Origin of the sequence: Knoellia sp. S7-12 (assembly GCF_040518285.1) — a bacterium.
Taxonomy (GTDB): Bacteria; Actinomycetota; Actinomycetes; order Actinomycetales; family Dermatophilaceae; genus Knoellia.
In genome coordinates this window covers 3805871-3822189 of record NZ_CP155449.1, presented here as the reverse complement: position 1 = coordinate 3822189, position 16319 = coordinate 3805871, and the positions used below count along the sequence as shown (strand labels likewise).

The 16319-nt window shown below is 67.5% G+C and carries 15 protein-coding genes; 6 read left to right on the top strand and 9 right to left on the bottom strand.

Features of this window, described 5'->3' with window-relative positions; translation table 11 throughout:
• Window positions 1-2: 2 nt before the first annotated feature.
• The 4 genes from V6K52_RS18460 (at window position 3) to V6K52_RS18445 (ending at window position 4551) form a co-directional block, all read left to right on the top strand.
• The gene (locus V6K52_RS18460) at window positions 3-539 is read left to right on the top strand and encodes a GNAT family N-acetyltransferase (RefSeq protein ID WP_353951570.1); all 537 of its coding nucleotides are present in this window, start codon (window positions 3-5) and stop codon (window positions 537-539) included.
• 5 nt (window positions 540-544) lie between these two features.
• Window positions 545-1246, top strand: a complete 702-nt coding sequence (locus V6K52_RS18455; RefSeq protein ID WP_353951569.1) for an HAD-IA family hydrolase — start codon at window positions 545-547, stop codon at window positions 1244-1246.
• Between the two features lie 413 nt (window positions 1247-1659).
• Window positions 1660-2871: an IS110 family transposase gene (locus V6K52_RS18450; protein WP_353950462.1), complete on the top strand. Its 1212-nt coding sequence runs from the start codon at window positions 1660-1662 to the stop codon at window positions 2869-2871.
• A gap of 30 nt (window positions 2872-2901) precedes the next feature.
• On the top strand, window positions 2902-4551 hold the full coding sequence (locus V6K52_RS18445; protein WP_353951568.1) for an FAD-binding dehydrogenase: 1650 nt from the start codon (window positions 2902-2904) through the stop codon (window positions 4549-4551).
• Window positions 4552-4609: 58 nt separating this feature from the next.
• Here V6K52_RS18445 and V6K52_RS18440 read toward each other — a convergent pair whose 3' ends face one another.
• Window positions 4610-5545, bottom strand: a complete 936-nt coding sequence (locus V6K52_RS18440) for an acyl-ACP desaturase (RefSeq protein WP_353951567.1) — start codon at window positions 5543-5545, stop codon at window positions 4610-4612.
• Between the two features lie 179 nt (window positions 5546-5724).
• Here V6K52_RS18440 and V6K52_RS18435 point away from each other — a divergent pair, with 179 nt between their 5' ends.
• On the top strand, window positions 5725-6933 hold the full coding sequence (locus tag V6K52_RS18435) for an IS481 family transposase (protein WP_353951241.1): 1209 nt from the start codon (window positions 5725-5727) through the stop codon (window positions 6931-6933).
• A gap of 73 nt (window positions 6934-7006) precedes the next feature.
• Here the strand turns inward: V6K52_RS18435 and V6K52_RS18430 are convergent, their stop codons facing one another.
• From V6K52_RS18430 to V6K52_RS18400, 7 genes are all read right to left on the bottom strand, one after another.
• On the bottom strand, window positions 7007-8059 hold the full coding sequence (locus tag V6K52_RS18430) for an oxidoreductase (RefSeq protein WP_353951566.1): 1053 nt from the start codon (window positions 8057-8059) through the stop codon (window positions 7007-7009).
• 56 nt (window positions 8060-8115) lie between these two features.
• Entirely contained in the window at window positions 8116-8757 is a 642-nt protein-coding gene (locus V6K52_RS18425) for a bacterial proteasome activator family protein (protein ID WP_353951565.1), read from the bottom strand.
• 33 nt (window positions 8758-8790) lie between these two features.
• Window positions 8791-9366 carry a TIGR03086 family metal-binding protein gene (locus V6K52_RS18420; RefSeq protein WP_353951564.1) on the bottom strand — a complete coding sequence of 192 codons (576 nt, stop codon included), beginning with the start codon at window positions 9364-9366 and terminating at the stop codon, window positions 8791-8793.
• A 17-nt stretch (window positions 9367-9383) separates the two neighbouring features.
• Window positions 9384-12308, bottom strand: coding sequence for an FtsX-like permease family protein (locus V6K52_RS18415; protein WP_353951563.1), 2925 nt, complete (start codon window positions 12306-12308; stop codon window positions 9384-9386).
• Entirely contained in the window at window positions 12305-13036 is a 732-nt protein-coding gene (locus V6K52_RS18410; protein ID WP_353951562.1) for an ABC transporter ATP-binding protein, read from the bottom strand. Before V6K52_RS18410 ends, V6K52_RS18415 begins: the two co-directional genes overlap by 4 nt.
• On the bottom strand, window positions 13033-13749 hold the full coding sequence (locus V6K52_RS18405; RefSeq protein WP_353951561.1) for a PadR family transcriptional regulator: 717 nt from the start codon (window positions 13747-13749) through the stop codon (window positions 13033-13035). Before V6K52_RS18405 ends, V6K52_RS18410 begins: the two co-directional genes overlap by 4 nt.
• 214 nt (window positions 13750-13963) lie before the next feature.
• Window positions 13964-14944: an NAD(P)H-quinone oxidoreductase gene (locus tag V6K52_RS18400; protein WP_353951560.1), complete on the bottom strand. Its 981-nt coding sequence runs from the start codon at window positions 14942-14944 to the stop codon at window positions 13964-13966.
• Between the two features lie 158 nt (window positions 14945-15102).
• On the opposite strand from V6K52_RS18400, the gene V6K52_RS18395 reads away from it, so the two are divergent.
• Entirely contained in the window at window positions 15103-15612 is a 510-nt protein-coding gene (locus tag V6K52_RS18395; RefSeq protein ID WP_353951559.1) for a DUF3592 domain-containing protein, read from the top strand.
• A 5-nt stretch (window positions 15613-15617) separates the two neighbouring features.
• Here the strand turns inward: V6K52_RS18395 and V6K52_RS18390 are convergent, their stop codons facing one another.
• Complete coding sequence (locus V6K52_RS18390) at window positions 15618-16205, bottom strand: LysE family translocator (RefSeq protein ID WP_353951558.1); 588 nt, start codon at window positions 16203-16205, stop codon at window positions 15618-15620.
• Window positions 16206-16319: the final 114 nt, after the last annotated feature.

The window sequence follows — 16319 nt, the reverse complement described above, 5'->3', positions numbered from 1 at the left end:
TCGTGGGTTTTGAGACCTTGCGTCGTCGACCGGTGGACCCCGCAGGCGATGCGGCGATGCTGCACGGATGGGTCCAGGAGGACCGCGCCGAGTTCTGGGGGATGCAGGAGCACACCCTCGAGGACGTGCGCGACACCTATGCGTGGATCGTGGAGCAGCCGCACCTCACCGCCGACGTCGTCGAGGTTGACGATGCGCCCCTGGCGCTGGTGCAGACCTACGACCCGGTCGTCGACGAGATCGGCAACCACTACGACCGTCAGCCGGGCGACCTCGGCATCCACCTCTTCATGCGGCCGGGGGCTCGTCCGTCGGGGTCACTCGAGGCGCTCCTTCGATTCCTCAAACGTGAGCTGTTCGCTGACGCGTCCGTGAAGCGCATCATCCTGGAGCCCGACGTGCGCAACGAGAAGTCGATCGCGCTCGTGCACCGCTTTGGCGATGAGCTCGGGCCGGTGGTCGAGGTGCCGCATCCCGTGCCTGGATTGCCGCCCAAGACAGCGCAGTTCGCCTTCATCCACCGACCGGAGGGACCGTGAGCGACGTGAGCAATGTCAGCGATGTCAGCGACAAGCGCGACGTGCGGGCGGGGGCGTACCCCTCCCGCACGTTTGCCGGGGTCCTGTTCGACATGGACGGCACCCTCATCGACTCGCTGGGAGCCGTCGAGCGCTCATGGCTGCAGTGGTGTGAGGAGTTCGAGATTGCACCGGCCGCCCTGGCCGGGGCTCACGGTCGGACGAGCGCCAACACCATCGCCATCGTCATGGCCGACCGCGCCGAATCGGAGCGGCTGGCGGCGCACGCGCGAATTGGTGAGATCGAGGTGGGCGACACCGAGGGGATCGTCGTCCTGCCGGGTGCCATCGAGGCTTTCGAGACCCTCGATCGGCTCGGGGTGCCGCACGCCATCGTCACATCCTGCGAGCGGGATCTGGCGCAGGCACGGCTGGTGGCGACGGGGTTGCCGCGCCCTTCAGTCGTGGTGACGGCGAGCGATGTGTCGCACGGCAAGCCCGGGCCCGAGCCCTATCTGCGGGGAGCCGAGCTGTTGGGTGTGCCGATCGGTGACTGCCTCGTCATCGAGGACGCGACGGCCGGGCTGGTGTCCGGTCGCGCCGCGGGTGCCGGCGCTCTGGTGGCGGTCCTGGGGACGACGACGGTTGAGATCCTGGCCCGCGACGCCGACGTCGTGGTCGCCTCCGTGGCCACCATCCCCTGGGCCGACCTCACCCCGCGTCCCTAACTCACCAATTCCTCCCCTCCGGGACAAGCACTCCGTGTCCCGCAGGGGAGGAATTGGTGAGTTAGGGACGGTGAGGCCGAGTGGGTGTGGGGATGATGTCTCGATAGGGGCGCCGAGCGTGCGGCGCCTGTTGAGCGGAACCGGGCTGAACGGCATACCCAGACGCCTGTGGCGAGCACTTGGTGGGCTACTAGACGATTGCTGGTAGGGCCGGCGTCTGGCCAGACTCGGTCCAGGTGCTCGGCGGGACGCTCTCTATTGGGCTGCCCACCGCTTTGTCGGTGTGGCTCACTATCGGACTGCTGCCCGCCGGGCGCCGTGACGAGGCGTGGCTCAAGAAGGGACTGCCCTGCTCGTAGTAGCACTGCCCACCTCGCCGTCCACATCGGGTACGAGCAAGGTAGGAGCGGCACATGGAACGTGTTGTCATCGGGGTCGATCCCCACAAGCTGTCGGCGACGATCGAGGTCGTTAACGATCATGAACGGCGTCTCGGTTCGGGCCGGTTCACCACCGACCGGGCCGGCTACACCGCGATGCGAACCTACGCCAAGGCGTGGCCGGACCGGGTGTGGGCGGTCGAGGGCGCCAACGGTGTCGGACGCCCCCTGGCGCAGCGGCTCCTGGAATCAGGGGAGCATGTCGTGGACGTCCCGGCCAAGCTCGCCGCCCGGGTCCGGCTCTTCGACACCGGCCACAACCGCAAGACCGATGCCCACGACGCACACTCGATCGCGATGGTCGCGGTGCGCACTTCGGGCCTTCGGGTGCTGCAGGTCGACGGTGAGCTGGAGGCGCTCAGGTTGCTCGTGGACCGCCGTGAGGCGTTGACCCGGCGACGGGTCCAGAGCGTCGATCGGCTCCAAGCCCTGCTCGCGGAATTGCTTCCCGGGCAGGCGAAGAAGGACATCACCACCGGTCAGGCCAAGCGCATGCTCGCCTCAGTTCGCCCGCGTGACGTCGCCGGCAAGACCCGCCGCCGGATAGCAGCAGAGGAGCTCGCCGAACTGGTCGCGGTCGAGGCCAAGATGAAGAAGGCCACCGCCGAGCTGAAGGCGATCATCCAGGCCCGCGGCTCACACCTGACGGACATCCCCGGCATCGGACCTGTGGTCGCCGCCCGTGTCCTGGCTGACGTCGGCGACATCGCCCGGTTCGCTGACCGCAACCGGTTCGCGTCCTGGACCGGCACCGCACCGCTGGACGCCTCCTCCGGGGAGAACAACCGGCACCGTCTCTCCCGAGCGGGTAACCGCCGGGTCAACCACATGATCCACATCGCCGCGATCACCCAGCTCCGGCTCGACACCGACGGGCGGACCTACTACCGGCGCAAGCGCGCCGAGGGCAAGAAACCCCTCGAGGCACTGCGCTGCCTCAAGCGAAGGATCTCCGACGTCATCTATCGACAGCTGGTCGCCGATGCCTCACCCGCCCAAGCCACGGGCAAAGAGGCGGGCCCGGGAGGGCAACGCGGGGCGTCTCATACATCCAGCGCGACCGGCTCGCACCCGCACACCGGCACTTCGGATCAGCCACTTCCCGGACCCGCACCAAGGACGCTACGCGCGACAGCCGCGCTGCGAAAGACCGAGCCCACTAAGCACCTAGAACCGGCCGGTTGACAACAGAAGGGAGCCGATATGTTGGGCCGCATGGACGCCGATGCTCTTGTCATTGGGGCCGGCCTCGCCGGTCTCGTCGCAGCCAACGAACTCGCCGATGCCGGGCGCTCCGTCGTCCTGCTCGACCAGGAGAGCGAAGCGAACCTCGGCGGTCAGGCGTGGTGGAGTTTCGGTGGACTCTTCCTCGTCGACAGTCCTGAGCAGCGGCGGATGGGGATCAAGGACAACTTCGACCTCGCCTGGCAGGACTGGGAGGGCAGCGCCGGGTGGGACCGCGACGAGGACTACTGGCCGCGCCAGTGGGGTCGCGCCTATGTCGAGTGGGCGGCCGGTGAGAAGCGGGAGTGGCTGCGCACGTTCGGGATCAGCTTCTTCCCCGTGGTCGGCTGGGCCGAGCGTGGCGACGGTCGCGCGGGCGGCCACGGCAACTCCGTCCCGCGCTTCCACATCCCGTGGGGCACGGGCACCGGAGTCGTCTCGCCGTTCATCGACCGTGTCCGGACCCACATCGCCGGCGGGCGCATCATCTATCGCCCCCGTCACCGCGTCGACGAAGTCGTCACGACCGATGGCACTGTCACGGGAGTGCGTGGATCCGTTCTCGCAGAAGACAGTTCGGCGCGCGGCGTCGCGACGAACCGCGACGTCGTCGGTGACTTCGAGTTCGGCGCGCACGCCGTGCTCGTCACGAGTGGTGGCATCGGTGGCAACCACGACCTCGTCCGGGCCAACTGGCCCGACCGCCTCGGCCCCGCGCCCGAGCACATGATCACCGGCGTCCCGGCCTACGTCGATGGACGCATGCTGGCCATCACCGAGAGCGCAGGTGGCACGGTCATCAACCGCGACCGCATGTGGCACTACGTCGAGGGCATCAACAACTGGGACCCGATCTGGCCGAGCCACGCCATTCGCATCCTGCCCGGCCCGTCGTCGCTGTGGTTCGACGGCAACGGTGACCGGCTCCCGCCGCCGAACTTCCCCGGCTTCGACACCCTCGGCACGCTGCAGCATCTGCGGACGACCGGGCACGACCACTCGTGGTTCGTCACCAACCGCACCCTGGTCGGCAAGGAGTTCGCCCTGTCGGGCAGCGAGCAGAACCTCGACCTCACCGACCGCAACTACAGGGACATCGCCAAGCGGCCGATCACGGCTGTGCAACCGTCGATGCAGGCCTTCCTCGATCACGGCGTCGACTTCGTCCAGGCTGACACCCTGCGCGAACTCGTGGCCAAGATGAACGCGCTCACCCCCGACGCCCCGGTCGACTTCGCGCACATCGAGCGCCAGGTCCTCGAGCGCGACCGTCAGATCGACAACTCCTTCACCAAGGACGCGCAGATCGCGGCGATGCACGTCGCCCGTCAGTACCGCGGCGACAAGCTCACCAAGCGCGCCTTCCCGCCGCACAGGATCCTCGACCCCAAGCGCGGACCCCTCGTGGCGGTGCGGCTCAACATCCTGACCCGCAAGTCACTGGGTGGGCTGCAGACCAACCTCGACAGTCAGGTCATCGGCGACAACGGCGAACCCGTGGCCGGCCTGTATGCCGCGGGCGAAGTTGCCGGGTTCGGCGGCGGTGGCGTGCACGGATACCGCTCTCTCGAGGGCACGTTCGTGGGCGGCTGCCTGTTCTCGGGTCGGGCAGCAGGTCGCGCCATGGCCCGCGAGGTCTGATCCGACGGATTGCGCAATCAGTCAGTCATTCCGACGGATTGCGCAATCCGTCGGGGTTTCAGAGGTTCATGCGGGCGGCGAGGGTGTCGCGCTTGTCCTCGAACCGGCTTGCCTTGGTGTCGAGCCCGGACATGAAGTCGGCGAGCTCCATGCGCGCCTGCTCGCCCTCAGCGGACAGGTTCTCCAGCTCAAAGATCTTCCAGAACCGGAGCACGGGAGCAACGACGTCGTCGCGGTGCTGTCGCAGGTCATAGATCCCGGCGACGGCCATCTCGACGGACTTGCGCGCGAAGCCGGGGATGTCGGTGCCGGGCATCGCGAAGTTCAGCACGACATCGCGGATCGCCATCACCGACGCACTGGGGTCGAGCTCCAGCGCCGCCCCCATGAGGTTGCGATAGAAGATCATGTGCAGGTTCTCGTCGGCCGCGATCCGCTGCAGCAGCTGGTCGGCCATCGGGTCGTTGGTGTAGCGCCCCGTATTGCGGTGTGACACCCGGGTTGCGAGCTCCTGGAACGACACGTAGGCGAGCGAGTGCAGCAGCTCGCCACTGTGCGCGGACTCGTAGCCCTGCGACATGTGCGTCATCCGGAAGTCCTCGAGCACGGCCGGGTCGACCATGCGCTTCACGAGCATGTAGTCACGCATCGCGATGCCGTGACGGCCCTCCTCGGCGGTCCAGCGGTGGACCCACTCGCCCCACGCGTCATCGCGACCAAAGATGATCGCGATCTCGTGGTGATAGCTCGGGAGGTTGTCCTCAGTGAGGAGGTTGACGATGAGCGCGGAGCGAGCGACGTCGGAGATCGGCGCGTCGTCGGGGCTCCAGGCATCACCACCCATGAGGCCGTCGAAGTTGCGCCCGTCGCTCCAGGGGATGAAGTCGTGTGGGTACCAGTTCTTGGCCACGCCGATGTGCCGGTTGAGGTTCGCCTCGACGACGGGGCTGAGCTCGCGCAGGAGGTCGGTCTGGCTCCACGTGGTGGCGGTCATGCTCGTCAACTTACGCTTCCGTAGGTTTCCATGGCTAGTTACTCATGAGTTCGACTTCCACCTCTCGCCCCGTGTGTATGAGACCGCGTTGGAGCGTGGTGTTGAGGCTCAGGACTTCGCGGACATATTAAGTCTCAGGACATCGCGGACACTCGAACTGGCTGGCTCCACGCTGGGGCATGGCCAAGGATGGAGTGGCGGTGGGTCCCGAACTTGCTGCGTTAGTGACCAGGTTTGTCGGTGGAGAGCGGTTCAACATCCGAGAAGCGTGCGCCGAAATTGGTGTGTCGACGACGACCTTCTACAAGTACCGACACCGCTTCGACGAGCTGGGCGTCGACGGATTGTTCCCGATGTCGCGGGCGCCGTTGGTGTCACCGACCAGGGTCAGTACTGCGGTCGAAGAAGTGATCGTCCGGGTCCGTAAGGAGATGACCGGTGACGGCTGGGATGCGGGCGCCGAGCAGATCCGGTTCCGGCTCGAGGCTCTCGTCGAGGCCGCTGACCCACAGTGGCCGGTCGGGGCAGACATCCCTTCTCGTGCCACGATCAACCGCGTCCTGAAAAGGCGCGGGCAGCTGATCGCGGTCCCGCAACGCAAACCCAAGAGAGCGACCCGCCGGTTCGAAGCGGCTCAACCCAATACGCGCTGGCAGATGGACGGGTTCGCCGTCACTCTCGATGACGGTACGGATGTCGTGGTTCTCCACATCGTCGATGATCACTCCCGCTACGACATTGGCCTGCGAGCAGCACACAGCGAGAACGCTGCTGACGTGTGGACCACCGTCGCGGCCGCAGCCAAAACCTACGGCCTTCCCCGGGAGTTCCTCACCGACAACGGCACCGCGTTCTCTGGTCGACGACGAGGCTGGCTCAGCGCCCTGGAGGAGAACCTGACCATCCTGGGCGTCAAGACCATCACCAGCTCCGTGGGCCACCCGCAAACCTGCGGCAAGTGCGAACGAGCGCACCAGACGGTCCTGAAATGGCTGGCCGTCCGATCGATCACCTCGATCGATCACCTCAACAAGCTGCTTGTGACCTACCGCCATCACCAGAACAACGACCGGCGCCGCACGCACTTGGGCGGGCTGACCCCGGGACAGCGCTACCGACTGGGCCCCAAAGACGGCCCAGCAGGCGACCTTGCGCTGCCCATGACCGTCCGCAGCGCCGTCGTCGCAGCCAACGGCGCGATCACGGTCGACAAGACGAGCATCGGGATCGGTCGCCGCTACGCCGGAACCACGATCACCCTCTTCAGGCAGGGAAACATCATCACCATCGTCAACGACCGCGGCCACGTCGCGGACCTGACACTGACAACGCCACGATCCCGGTACCAATCAGCCAACCCAACGGCAAGACTGACCGCGAAGTCCTGAGACATAAGTGTCCGCGAAGTCCTGAGACACCACACCGCGTTGGAGCGTGGCGTCATACACGCGGGGCCGGGGTTCAGAGGGTGCCGACGCGGCCCCTGCCACCGGCAGCCCAGCACGCGCCGTCGTTGGTGCAGTCGAGCGTGTGGAACCCGACCTCGCTGAACTGCCTCCACGTCTGTCCACCGTCGGTCGAGACGCTGCTGCCGCCGACCGGTCCGCTCTCGCCCACGACGACAACCGAACGACGCAGGTATGCCGCGTCCTCACCCAGGTGCGCGAGGTCGCCTCCGTTGGTCCAGGACTTCCCGTCCCGGGTCGTTGCCGACGCGTCGACCCCGTCAGCTGCTGCTGCGAAGTCGCCGCCGACGGCGATGCCCTGGCGGGGGTTCTTGAACGCAAGCCCGAAGACACCGGCGGCCTCACCGGCCGGGATCGTCGAGTCCGTGGCTGCCCACGTCAGCCCCTGGTCGGTCGAGTGGAAGATCCGCGACTTCGCGCCGCCGGAGCCGAACCACGCGTCGCGTCCCGAGATCGTGAGGCAGTCGCCGCTGGCCGAGAAGTTCGCCTCACCCGTCGAGTCCGGCATCCCGGCATCGGGGAGCACCTCCCACGACTGGCCGCCATCGTCCGTCGAGATGATCCGGAACTTGCCTGCTACCGGGTCGCTCACGGCCAAACCGCGCTTCCCGCCCGGGAAGAAGTCCATGCAGTTGTAGAACGCGGTGGGCTCGGTGTTGCGGAACGTCTCGATCCAGGTCGCGCCGCCATCGGTCGTGCGATAGATCCTCGAGGCTTCACCCTCGCCGATCGCGAGAACCGTTGCGGTGCGGGCGTTCTCGGCTTCGACGTCACGGAAGTTGAGGCCCGCGCTCCCGGCCGGGCTGACGTCGTCCCAGGAGTCGCCTCCGTCCTTCGTCAGATACACGCGAGCATCCCCGCCGCTCACACTCGCACCGCTCACCCACGCGGTGTCGCGGTCCACGGCGTCGAGCCCGCGGAAGCTCTGGTCGGCGTCAACTGTCGTCACGTCCCACGACAGATCAGCAGCGCCACCCGGAGGTGCGGCACTCGCGACGGGAGCGGCAAGCGCAACGAGCGCGACGGCATACAGAGGAGCTGTGAGCATTCTCGAAAAGGTGCGCATGATCAGCACCTTGCCGCAAAAGACTCACCCCGTGGGGTTTAGAGGTACTGCCCGGTGCCTTCGCCGGGGCCGCTGTCGCCGGGGACGGGAGAGCCGCCGGGCATGTTGGGCATCCCCGTCGGGCTGCTCGTCTGGCCGGGTGCAGGCGCGTGACCGGGAGGCAGCTGACGCATCTGTTGCAGCTGCGCCTGGGCCGCCATCTGCTGGGCAACGAGCGCGGTCTGGATACCGTGGAAGAGGCCTTCGAGCCAGCCGACGAGCTGCGCCTGAGCGATGCGGAGCTCGGCGTCGGACGGGGCGTCGTCACTGAACGGCAACGAGATCCGCTCGAGCTCCTCGACGAGTTCGGGAGCGAGGCCGTCCTTGAGCTCGGAGAGGGAGCGGTCGTGGACGTCGGCGAGCCGGGCGCGACCGGCCTCGTCGAGAGGTGCGTTGCGGACCTCTTCGAGGAGCTGCTTGATCATCGAGCCGATGCGCATGACCTTGGCCGGCTGCTCGACGAGGTCGGCGGGGTTCTGACTCGGCTTGCCCTCGGGGTCACGCTGGGCCACACCCATGCCCTCGGGCGTCACGACGACCACCTTGTCCTCATCGATCGTCGCGGTGCCGTGCACCTCACGAGGCTCCTGCTCGTCGGTCTCGGGGGTCGATTCCGGCTGCGTGGGCTGCTGGTCGCTCATGTCCTCCATCCTGCCCCACGCGGTGTCACGCGCTCAGGCGGGCGGGGTCCAGGATGGGTCGCGGCCGATGAAGCCCATGAGCTTGTCGGTGATGTCGGCGGAGTCGGGCACCTCGACGCGCGGGCCGTACTGACCCGACGTCCGCAGCACCTCATCGAAGTCCTGCATCCCGCTCAACATCACTCCGGCGAACTCCGCGTCGAGCCGGTCCGGCTGTCCGCTCGCCCGCGCGAGGTCCCACGTGTGCATGAAGACGTCACCGGTATAGAACTGGTCGATCGCCTGCGGCAGCGGCACCGACCCGATGTGCGGGTTCTCGAGCATCGTGGTCTGCGTCGCGGGGTCGTCGAGGAGCGCCTGGATGGCGTCGGCCTGCGACGTCCACGCGCCCACCGGGTCGTCGTCGACCGACGGTCCTGGTGGGAGCGCCACTCCGGCCCCCACTTCGAGGAACCCGGGGAACCACTCGACGAGGTGTCGCACGACATCGCGCGCGGTCCAGCCGTTGACTGGCGCGGTCACACCCCAGTTGCTCACGCCGCGCGCACGTTCGGTGAAGGTGCCCGCAATCGCGCGGTGACGGCCGGCTGGATCGGTGGGAAACGGCATACGCGAAAGTCTGTCAGTCAGGCTGCGCGGTGGGTGGCGTTCGGAGCCTTTCGTATGCCGGCCGCGGCCAGTCCCGCTGAAATCACCGGGACCGCGATGGCGAACCCGAGCAGGATGAGCCACGGGAAGACGAGGATGGGATCGCCGCCGCTGACGGACATGCCGGTGACGGGGTCGAACGACTGGGCGGTGAGCGGATAGGCCAGGGCGATGCCCGGGACGATCCCCACGGCGACGCCGAGCACCGCTCCGATGATGCAGAGCGTGAAGGCTTGGGCCGCTGCCATGACGCGTCGAGTGCCGCGGCCAGAGCCGAGGGCAGCGAGCGTCGCCTGGTCGCTCTCCTGCTCGGCCAGGGTGAGCGCCGTCGAGGTGAGGGTGATGACGAGGAGCAGCAGCATGAAGATCCCGATGAGGACGAGGATGATCCACTTCAGCGGCGACTGGTAGCCACGCTCGGTCTCGATGTAGATCTCGTCGCCGGTGGTACCCGCGAGGCGCTCGGTGAGGTTCTGTGAGATGGGACCGGCGGGGTCGTGAACCGTGAACTGGTCCACGAGAATGGGCCATCCATTGGACTTCGCCAACTCGGTTGAGGCGAGCATCCCGTAGCCGAGCATCACCCCGATGGATTCCTTCGTGAGCTCGACCTCAACCGCGGGCACGGTGACTGTCTTGATGTTTCGCGGGCCCTGGCTAGTGGTTGACTCAGCGTCATTGCTCGGGTCGAAGGTCGCCACCGACGACATCACTGCAACCTTGCCGCCGACCAGCAGCGATTTCGCGCCGGGGGCTCGGCCAATGACGACTCCGCCGCTCTCGACGGTCTTTGCGTCGGCCTCACGGCCGAGGTGGCTGAGACGACGGCTGATCTCCGCGGTGGTGGTGAAGCCGATGCCGGCGACATTGCCTTGGCCCTGCGTGCCGATGATGTGACAGGGGGCAGCCCCGTAAGTCTCACCGTTCCCGAGCGTGTCGCTGACTGACTGCTCGGGCGTGCATCCGGGCGGGACGATATTGACCGAGGTCAGGTCGTAGGGCTTGGCGGGCTGGCCTGCACCGGTCATCCCCGGGTCGGTCATCACAGCAGCCACGGGTGAGATCTCGAGCCCGGGCTGGACCGTCGCGAATGCCGTCGAGATCTCTGCGACGTTGAGACCGCCCTCCTCCGGCACTCCATTGCTCGACACCTTGGCGTCTCCGGGGATGTTCTGCGCGATGTACTCCCGCCGCCCCTGTTCCTCGTCGCTTCCGCTCGCAATGAGGGTCATCGTGAGGACGGCGACGCCGGCGAGGATCGCGGCGATGGCCGGCACGCTGCGGCTGCGCTGGCGGCCGGCGTCTCGTGTGGCCATGCGCAGTGACACCGGCAGGCGCGAGCTGAGCCGGGCGATGCCGACGAGGATCATCGGCGCGAGCATGATGGCCCCGACGACGAGAGCCACGGTTGCCGCGACAGTCTGGACTTCACCTCCATCCCTTCCGCCCGCGGCCTGACTGGCAGCGAGCCAGATGACGGCGAACCCTCCTAGTCCGGCGAGGACAGCCCCGACGAGGAAGACGGTCTTGCTCGGGCGGGGCGAGACATTCTGCCCCTTCATCACCCCGACGATGTCGAGCCGGCCCAACCGGCGGGCCGGCAGGAGGGCGGCGATGATTGCGCTGGCCACCGCGGCCAAGGTGATGAGTCCGACCGCGAGGACAGGCACCTCAAAGGGACCTGACGTGCCGAGGAAGCGGGTCACGCTTCCGATGCGCAGGATCAACCACGCGGCAACGACGCCGAGAGCCAACCCCGCCAGGGCGGCCATGACACCGAGCACGAGGGCTTGGGCAAGGACGGTGTGCCGCAACTGAGCGGTGGTGGCGCCGTTGCTCGCCGACAGCGCGAGAGTTCTGCGCTGCCGGGCGGCACTCACGGCGAAAGCGGGACCGACGAGCAAGGTCGTGATGATGAGGAGGAGTGCTCCACCGATCGCGATGAAGGTTCCCGTGCGGTCGTTGTTGCTCTGCAGCATCACGCGCTGATCGTCCGAGAGCACGCTGTCCGATGGTGGGTTCTTGAGGACATCGGCCGAATAGACGATGAAGCCGTGGGCGTTGAGTCGTTTGACCTCGGGCCACTTCACCGGCTCGGAGCCGAGCAGGATCCAGCCGCCGCCAGCCACGCCCTTGACGAAGGGCTGGGGCACAACCATGTCGTAGGTGCCTCCCCACGGGCTCAGGGCCTTCGCCGTGCCGACCACCTCGACCTCCACGTCTTCACCCTGCCCCCGCACCGTGAAGGCGCCGCTGGTGGGCAGGCCCCGAGCCTCGCCGGCGTCGGAGACGAGGACTTCGCCCGCGCGTTCGGGCAGACGTCCACCGGTGAGTTCGACCTTCTCCTTGAGTCCCGGCCGCGGGTCGATCGCCAGGCTGTTGATGCTGAGTCGACGGTCCCCGATCCGAGTGGACACCGACTCATCGAGGTAGGGAACGGCTGTGGCCTTCGTCAACGAGCTCACGGCTTGGGCGTTGTCGAAGGAGGAGCCGTTCTCGAACCACCCCGGGATGGGGGTCGCCGTGCCATTGGTGCCTCCGCTACCGCCGGGGTCGAAGGCTTGGTCGACAATGCCGTCCTGCGGGTAGTCGAGGCTCGCGACGCCGTTGCCCATGCGCGAAGGGATCTGCTCCGGGCCGTCGATCTGGCTCGTCGCTCCCGCGACGATTGCGAAGACGAGGAGGAGCGTCGGCAGCGACACCATGATCATGATGAGCGCGCTGCGGCCCTTGTGCCGGCGGACGTCACGCCGGGCCATGCGCAGGGCAATGCCCCAGCTGCCGGTGAGGCGACCCCACGCGGTGCGGCCGCTGCCGTCACCACCGTCGTGGGAGTCGAAGTCGCCTGAGGCGGCGGGGGGCTGCTCCCCTGAGTGAGCCCCCCGCCTGGTCAGGGTGGTCATCGGTTCGCGCTCGCGGAGTCGAGGAGGTCCTCGGCCGAGCTGGCGCGCCCGGTCGAGTCGACGACAACGCCATCGCGCAGGAACACGACGCGGTCGGCCCAGGCGGCGTGCCGGGCTTCGTGGGTGACGAGGAGTCCCGCGACACCGTCGTCGCAGCGTTCACGCAGGACCCGCAGGACGTCTTCACCGGTGTGGCTGTCGAGAGCGCCGGTCGGTTCGTCGGCGAGGACGAGGCGACGGCTGCCGACGAGGGCGCGGGCGATGGCGACGCGCTGCTGTTGGCCACCCGACATCTGATCGGGGAAGCGGTCGCTCAGTTCGCGCAGGCCCATGAGCTCGAGGCTCTGGCGAGCGTGACGCCGCGCTTTGCCGGCGCGTTCGCCGTCGAGTTCGAGGGGGAGTGCCACGTTCTCGGCAGCGGTGAGGCTGGGGATGAGATTGTAGTCTTGGAAGACGAATCCCACTCTCCTGCGCCGCAATTGGGCGATGCCCTTGGCGTTGAGACCGGTGAGGTCTTCGCCCTCGATGACGACGCGACCGCTGGTGGCCTGGTCGAGTCCACCGGCGAGGTTGAGGAGGGTGGACTTGCCGGAGCCGCTCGGGCCCATGACCGCAACGAGCTCGCCGGGCATGACTTCCAGGCTCACCCCGTCGAGGGCGCGGACTGCCGTGTCACCGGTGCCGTGGACGCGGGTGACATTGTCGAGGAGCAGGCTGGGGGCGGTCATCGTCGTGCCTCCGTCTTGCTCGCGTCGCTCTGTTGTTGGGTTTCGAGCTCACGCCGGTATGCCGTCTCCTCGGCTGCCGCTCGCGCCGCCGCCTGGCCGGTGGCCCCCGGCCGGGGAAAAGGGCGCAACGACTCCCGGTGCAGGCGGGTCTCGACGTGGTCGAGCCAGCGGACCTCCGCCTCCGCGGTGAAGATGAGGTTCTCGAGGACGAGGAGCCAGGCGAGGTCGTGGTTGGCCGCGCCCTCTTCTCGGGCCGGGGTGTCACCAGCGGCCTTGTCGGCGCGCTCGGCGTCACGCTGTTTGCGCATCACCTGCTGCTTGAGCCGGGTGAGGTCGTGGAGGTGCTTGAGGGTTGAGGTGCGCTGGGTCTGGGCGACGGCCTGGACGTCGACGCCGGGGACGGTCACGGCCAGCGCGAGCTTGATGGTCAGCTCGTTGCGCGGCGTGGTGTCGCGGTCGACGGGCGTGGTCCACCAGGTGCTCACCTCGGTCCGACCCGCGTCGGTGAGGCGATAGGAGATGCGGCCCTCGATGTCGGCCTCGCCGGTCGGCTGGACGAGCCCGTCGCGCTCGAGCCGGTTCAGCGTCGTGTAGACCTGCCCGACATTGAGCGGCCACGTGCCGCCGGTTCGCTCCTCGAACTCGACCCGCAGCTGAGCGCCATACATCGGGCCCTCTGCGAGGAGTGCCATCAGACCTTGCTTGACCGACATTCGTGTCTCCTTGGACGTTCGACACGGGAACCCCTGCGCTCCCGAGTACGGTGCCGAGCCGGCATACCGAGAGCTTTCAGTTGGCCCCTGATCCGCCTGAATACTCGGTATGCCGTGCTCGGACAGGACATGTATACCGAGTATGTAGGTGGTTGCGCAAGTCCATTCGGTGGCGAGTTCTCGCCAAACTCGGGTTGGTCGGCTGGTCTGCTGCTCAGTTCGTGAGCAGGAGGATCTTGCCGATGTGTTGGCTGGCCTCCATCTCTGCGTGGGCGTCGCCGGCGTTGGCCAGGGGGTGGCGCGAGTGGATGATCGGTCGGACGCGGCCATCGGTGATCATCGGCCAGACGTGCTCGCGGACGGCCGCGACGATGGTTGCCTTCTCCGCGACCGGACGAGCTCGCAGGGACGTGGCAATGACGGCGCCGCGCTTGCGGAGGAGGGCGCCGATGTCGAGGTCACCCTTGACGCCCCCCTGCATGCCGATGATGACGAGGCGGCCGGCGGTGGCGAGGGCCTGGACGTTGCGGGGGAGATATTTTGCGCCCATGTTGTCGAGGATGACGTCGGCGCCGTGGCCACCGGTCGCCTTCTTGAGCTCCTCGACGAAGTCCTGCTCCTTGTAGTTGATCAGGATCTCAGCCCCGAGCTCACGGCAGTAGTCGAGCTTCTCCTGGGAGCCGGCGGTGACGGCGACGCGGGCACCGACCTCGCGCGCGAGCTGGATCGCCATGGTGCCGATGCCGGACGAGCCGCCGTGGATGAGGAGGGTCTCGCCGGGCTGGAGGTTCGCGGTGAGGAAGACGTTGGACCAGACGGTCGACGTGACCTCGGGCAGCGCGGCGGCGTCCTTAAGGTCGACGCCCGCGGGGATGGGGAGGACCTGACCGGCGGGGACGGTGACCTGCTCGGCGTAGCCGCCACCCACGAGCAGCGCGCACACCGCGTCGCCGACGACCCATTCGGTGACGTCGTCGCCGACGGCGTCGATGACACCGGAGACCTCGAGCCCGGGGATGTCGGTCTCACCGGGGGGCGGGTTGTAGAAGCCCTGTCGCTGAAGGGTGTCAGCGCGGTTGACGCCGGCGGCAGCGACCTTGATGCGGACCTCGCCGGCCTTGGGCTCAGGGGTGTCGACGTCGGAGAGGACGAGGGCCTGCGGGCCGCCCGGCTCGGTGATGGTGATGGCCTTCATGAGTTCCAACGTACGACTCGGTCGGCGAGGCCCGGTGTCGGGGTCAAACTGCAGGGTCGGCGTCCCATGGAGCCACGTCCTCACAATCGAACGCCGACACCAGCCAGGACCTACCCCGACAGTCGTCGGCTCCCTCACGGCGCCGATAGGTTTTGGGCGTGAACCGTCGACTCGGACCCGTGGGCAGCCTTGTGTGCTCACTGTTCTGCCTCCTCGCCGGAGGCGCGTTCGTCGTGAACGCCCTGGTAGTGCAACAGGCACTCAGGGAACGGGGCGTTGTTGCCGCGGCAGATGTCATCGCGCTCAACGAGGATTGGGGGCGCCTGAGTGAGGACAGCGTGGACGTCCGTCTCGTGGAGGCGGAGTACACCGAACCGATCAGCCTCACTCGATACGAATTTGAAGCCGAGGTAGGCGACCGCATCGAAATCCTTTACGACGCGTCGGATCCCAGCACGGCTGTGCAGCAAGGCGTAGGGGTTTGGGGGTTTTACGAGACACTCATGCTCGGTCTGGGATTTGCGGGCTTGGCGGGAACCGTGCACGCGACCTATCAACTCATCATGCGGCCGAGGCGCAGACCATTCCCTACTCCAGTGCGACCTGCGTTCGACTCGACGGACCCGGGGTCTTGGGTGAAGAAGGGCGCCCGACGTCGTCGGAAGTAGGAGGATCAGCGTCGCAGCAGGTCCGTCACCACTGCGACTGCCAGCGCCAGATAGACCCCGCCCGCGATGTAGTTCAGGACCGCACCGGCGCCTCGGGTGCCGATGAAGCGCGCATGGAAGGCACCCGCGAGCAGGCCGATCGCCCCGTAGAGGACGACCTCTGCGAGGACGTTGACGGCGCCCAGCAGTGCCAACTGCATCCCAGCGTTCTCCGCCCTGCCCATGAACTGTGGAAGGACCGCCAGGAAGAAGAGGATCAGCTTGGGATTGGTCAGGCTGACCAGCACGCCTCGCACATAGGGGCGCCCGGTCGAAGGGCCTTGGGAGCCGCTGGCGCTGGCGCGCGCATTGCGGAAGGTGACATAGGCCAGCCACCCCAGGTAGCCCGCTCCGAACAGTTTCACCGCGTCGAGGAGCAGCGGGTGCGACTCGGCCACCCGCCCGAGCCCGATGACGACTGCGGTGGCGTAGACGCTCATGCCGGTGCCAATGCCGAGAATTGCTGCCAGGGCCGCGTGGCGACCGCGTTCGAGGCCCACAGCGAGCATGAAGGCCATGTCGGGTCCGGGCGGGATGAGGAAGAGCAGAATCACCGCGACGAACCCCGGTAGAACACCGCAATCAACCATCGTGTTGGCCCTCCGTCCCGGCGTCGTGTGCCCGAATCGTCGTGAAGTCGAATCGACCGTGGAACCGGCTAAGACGGT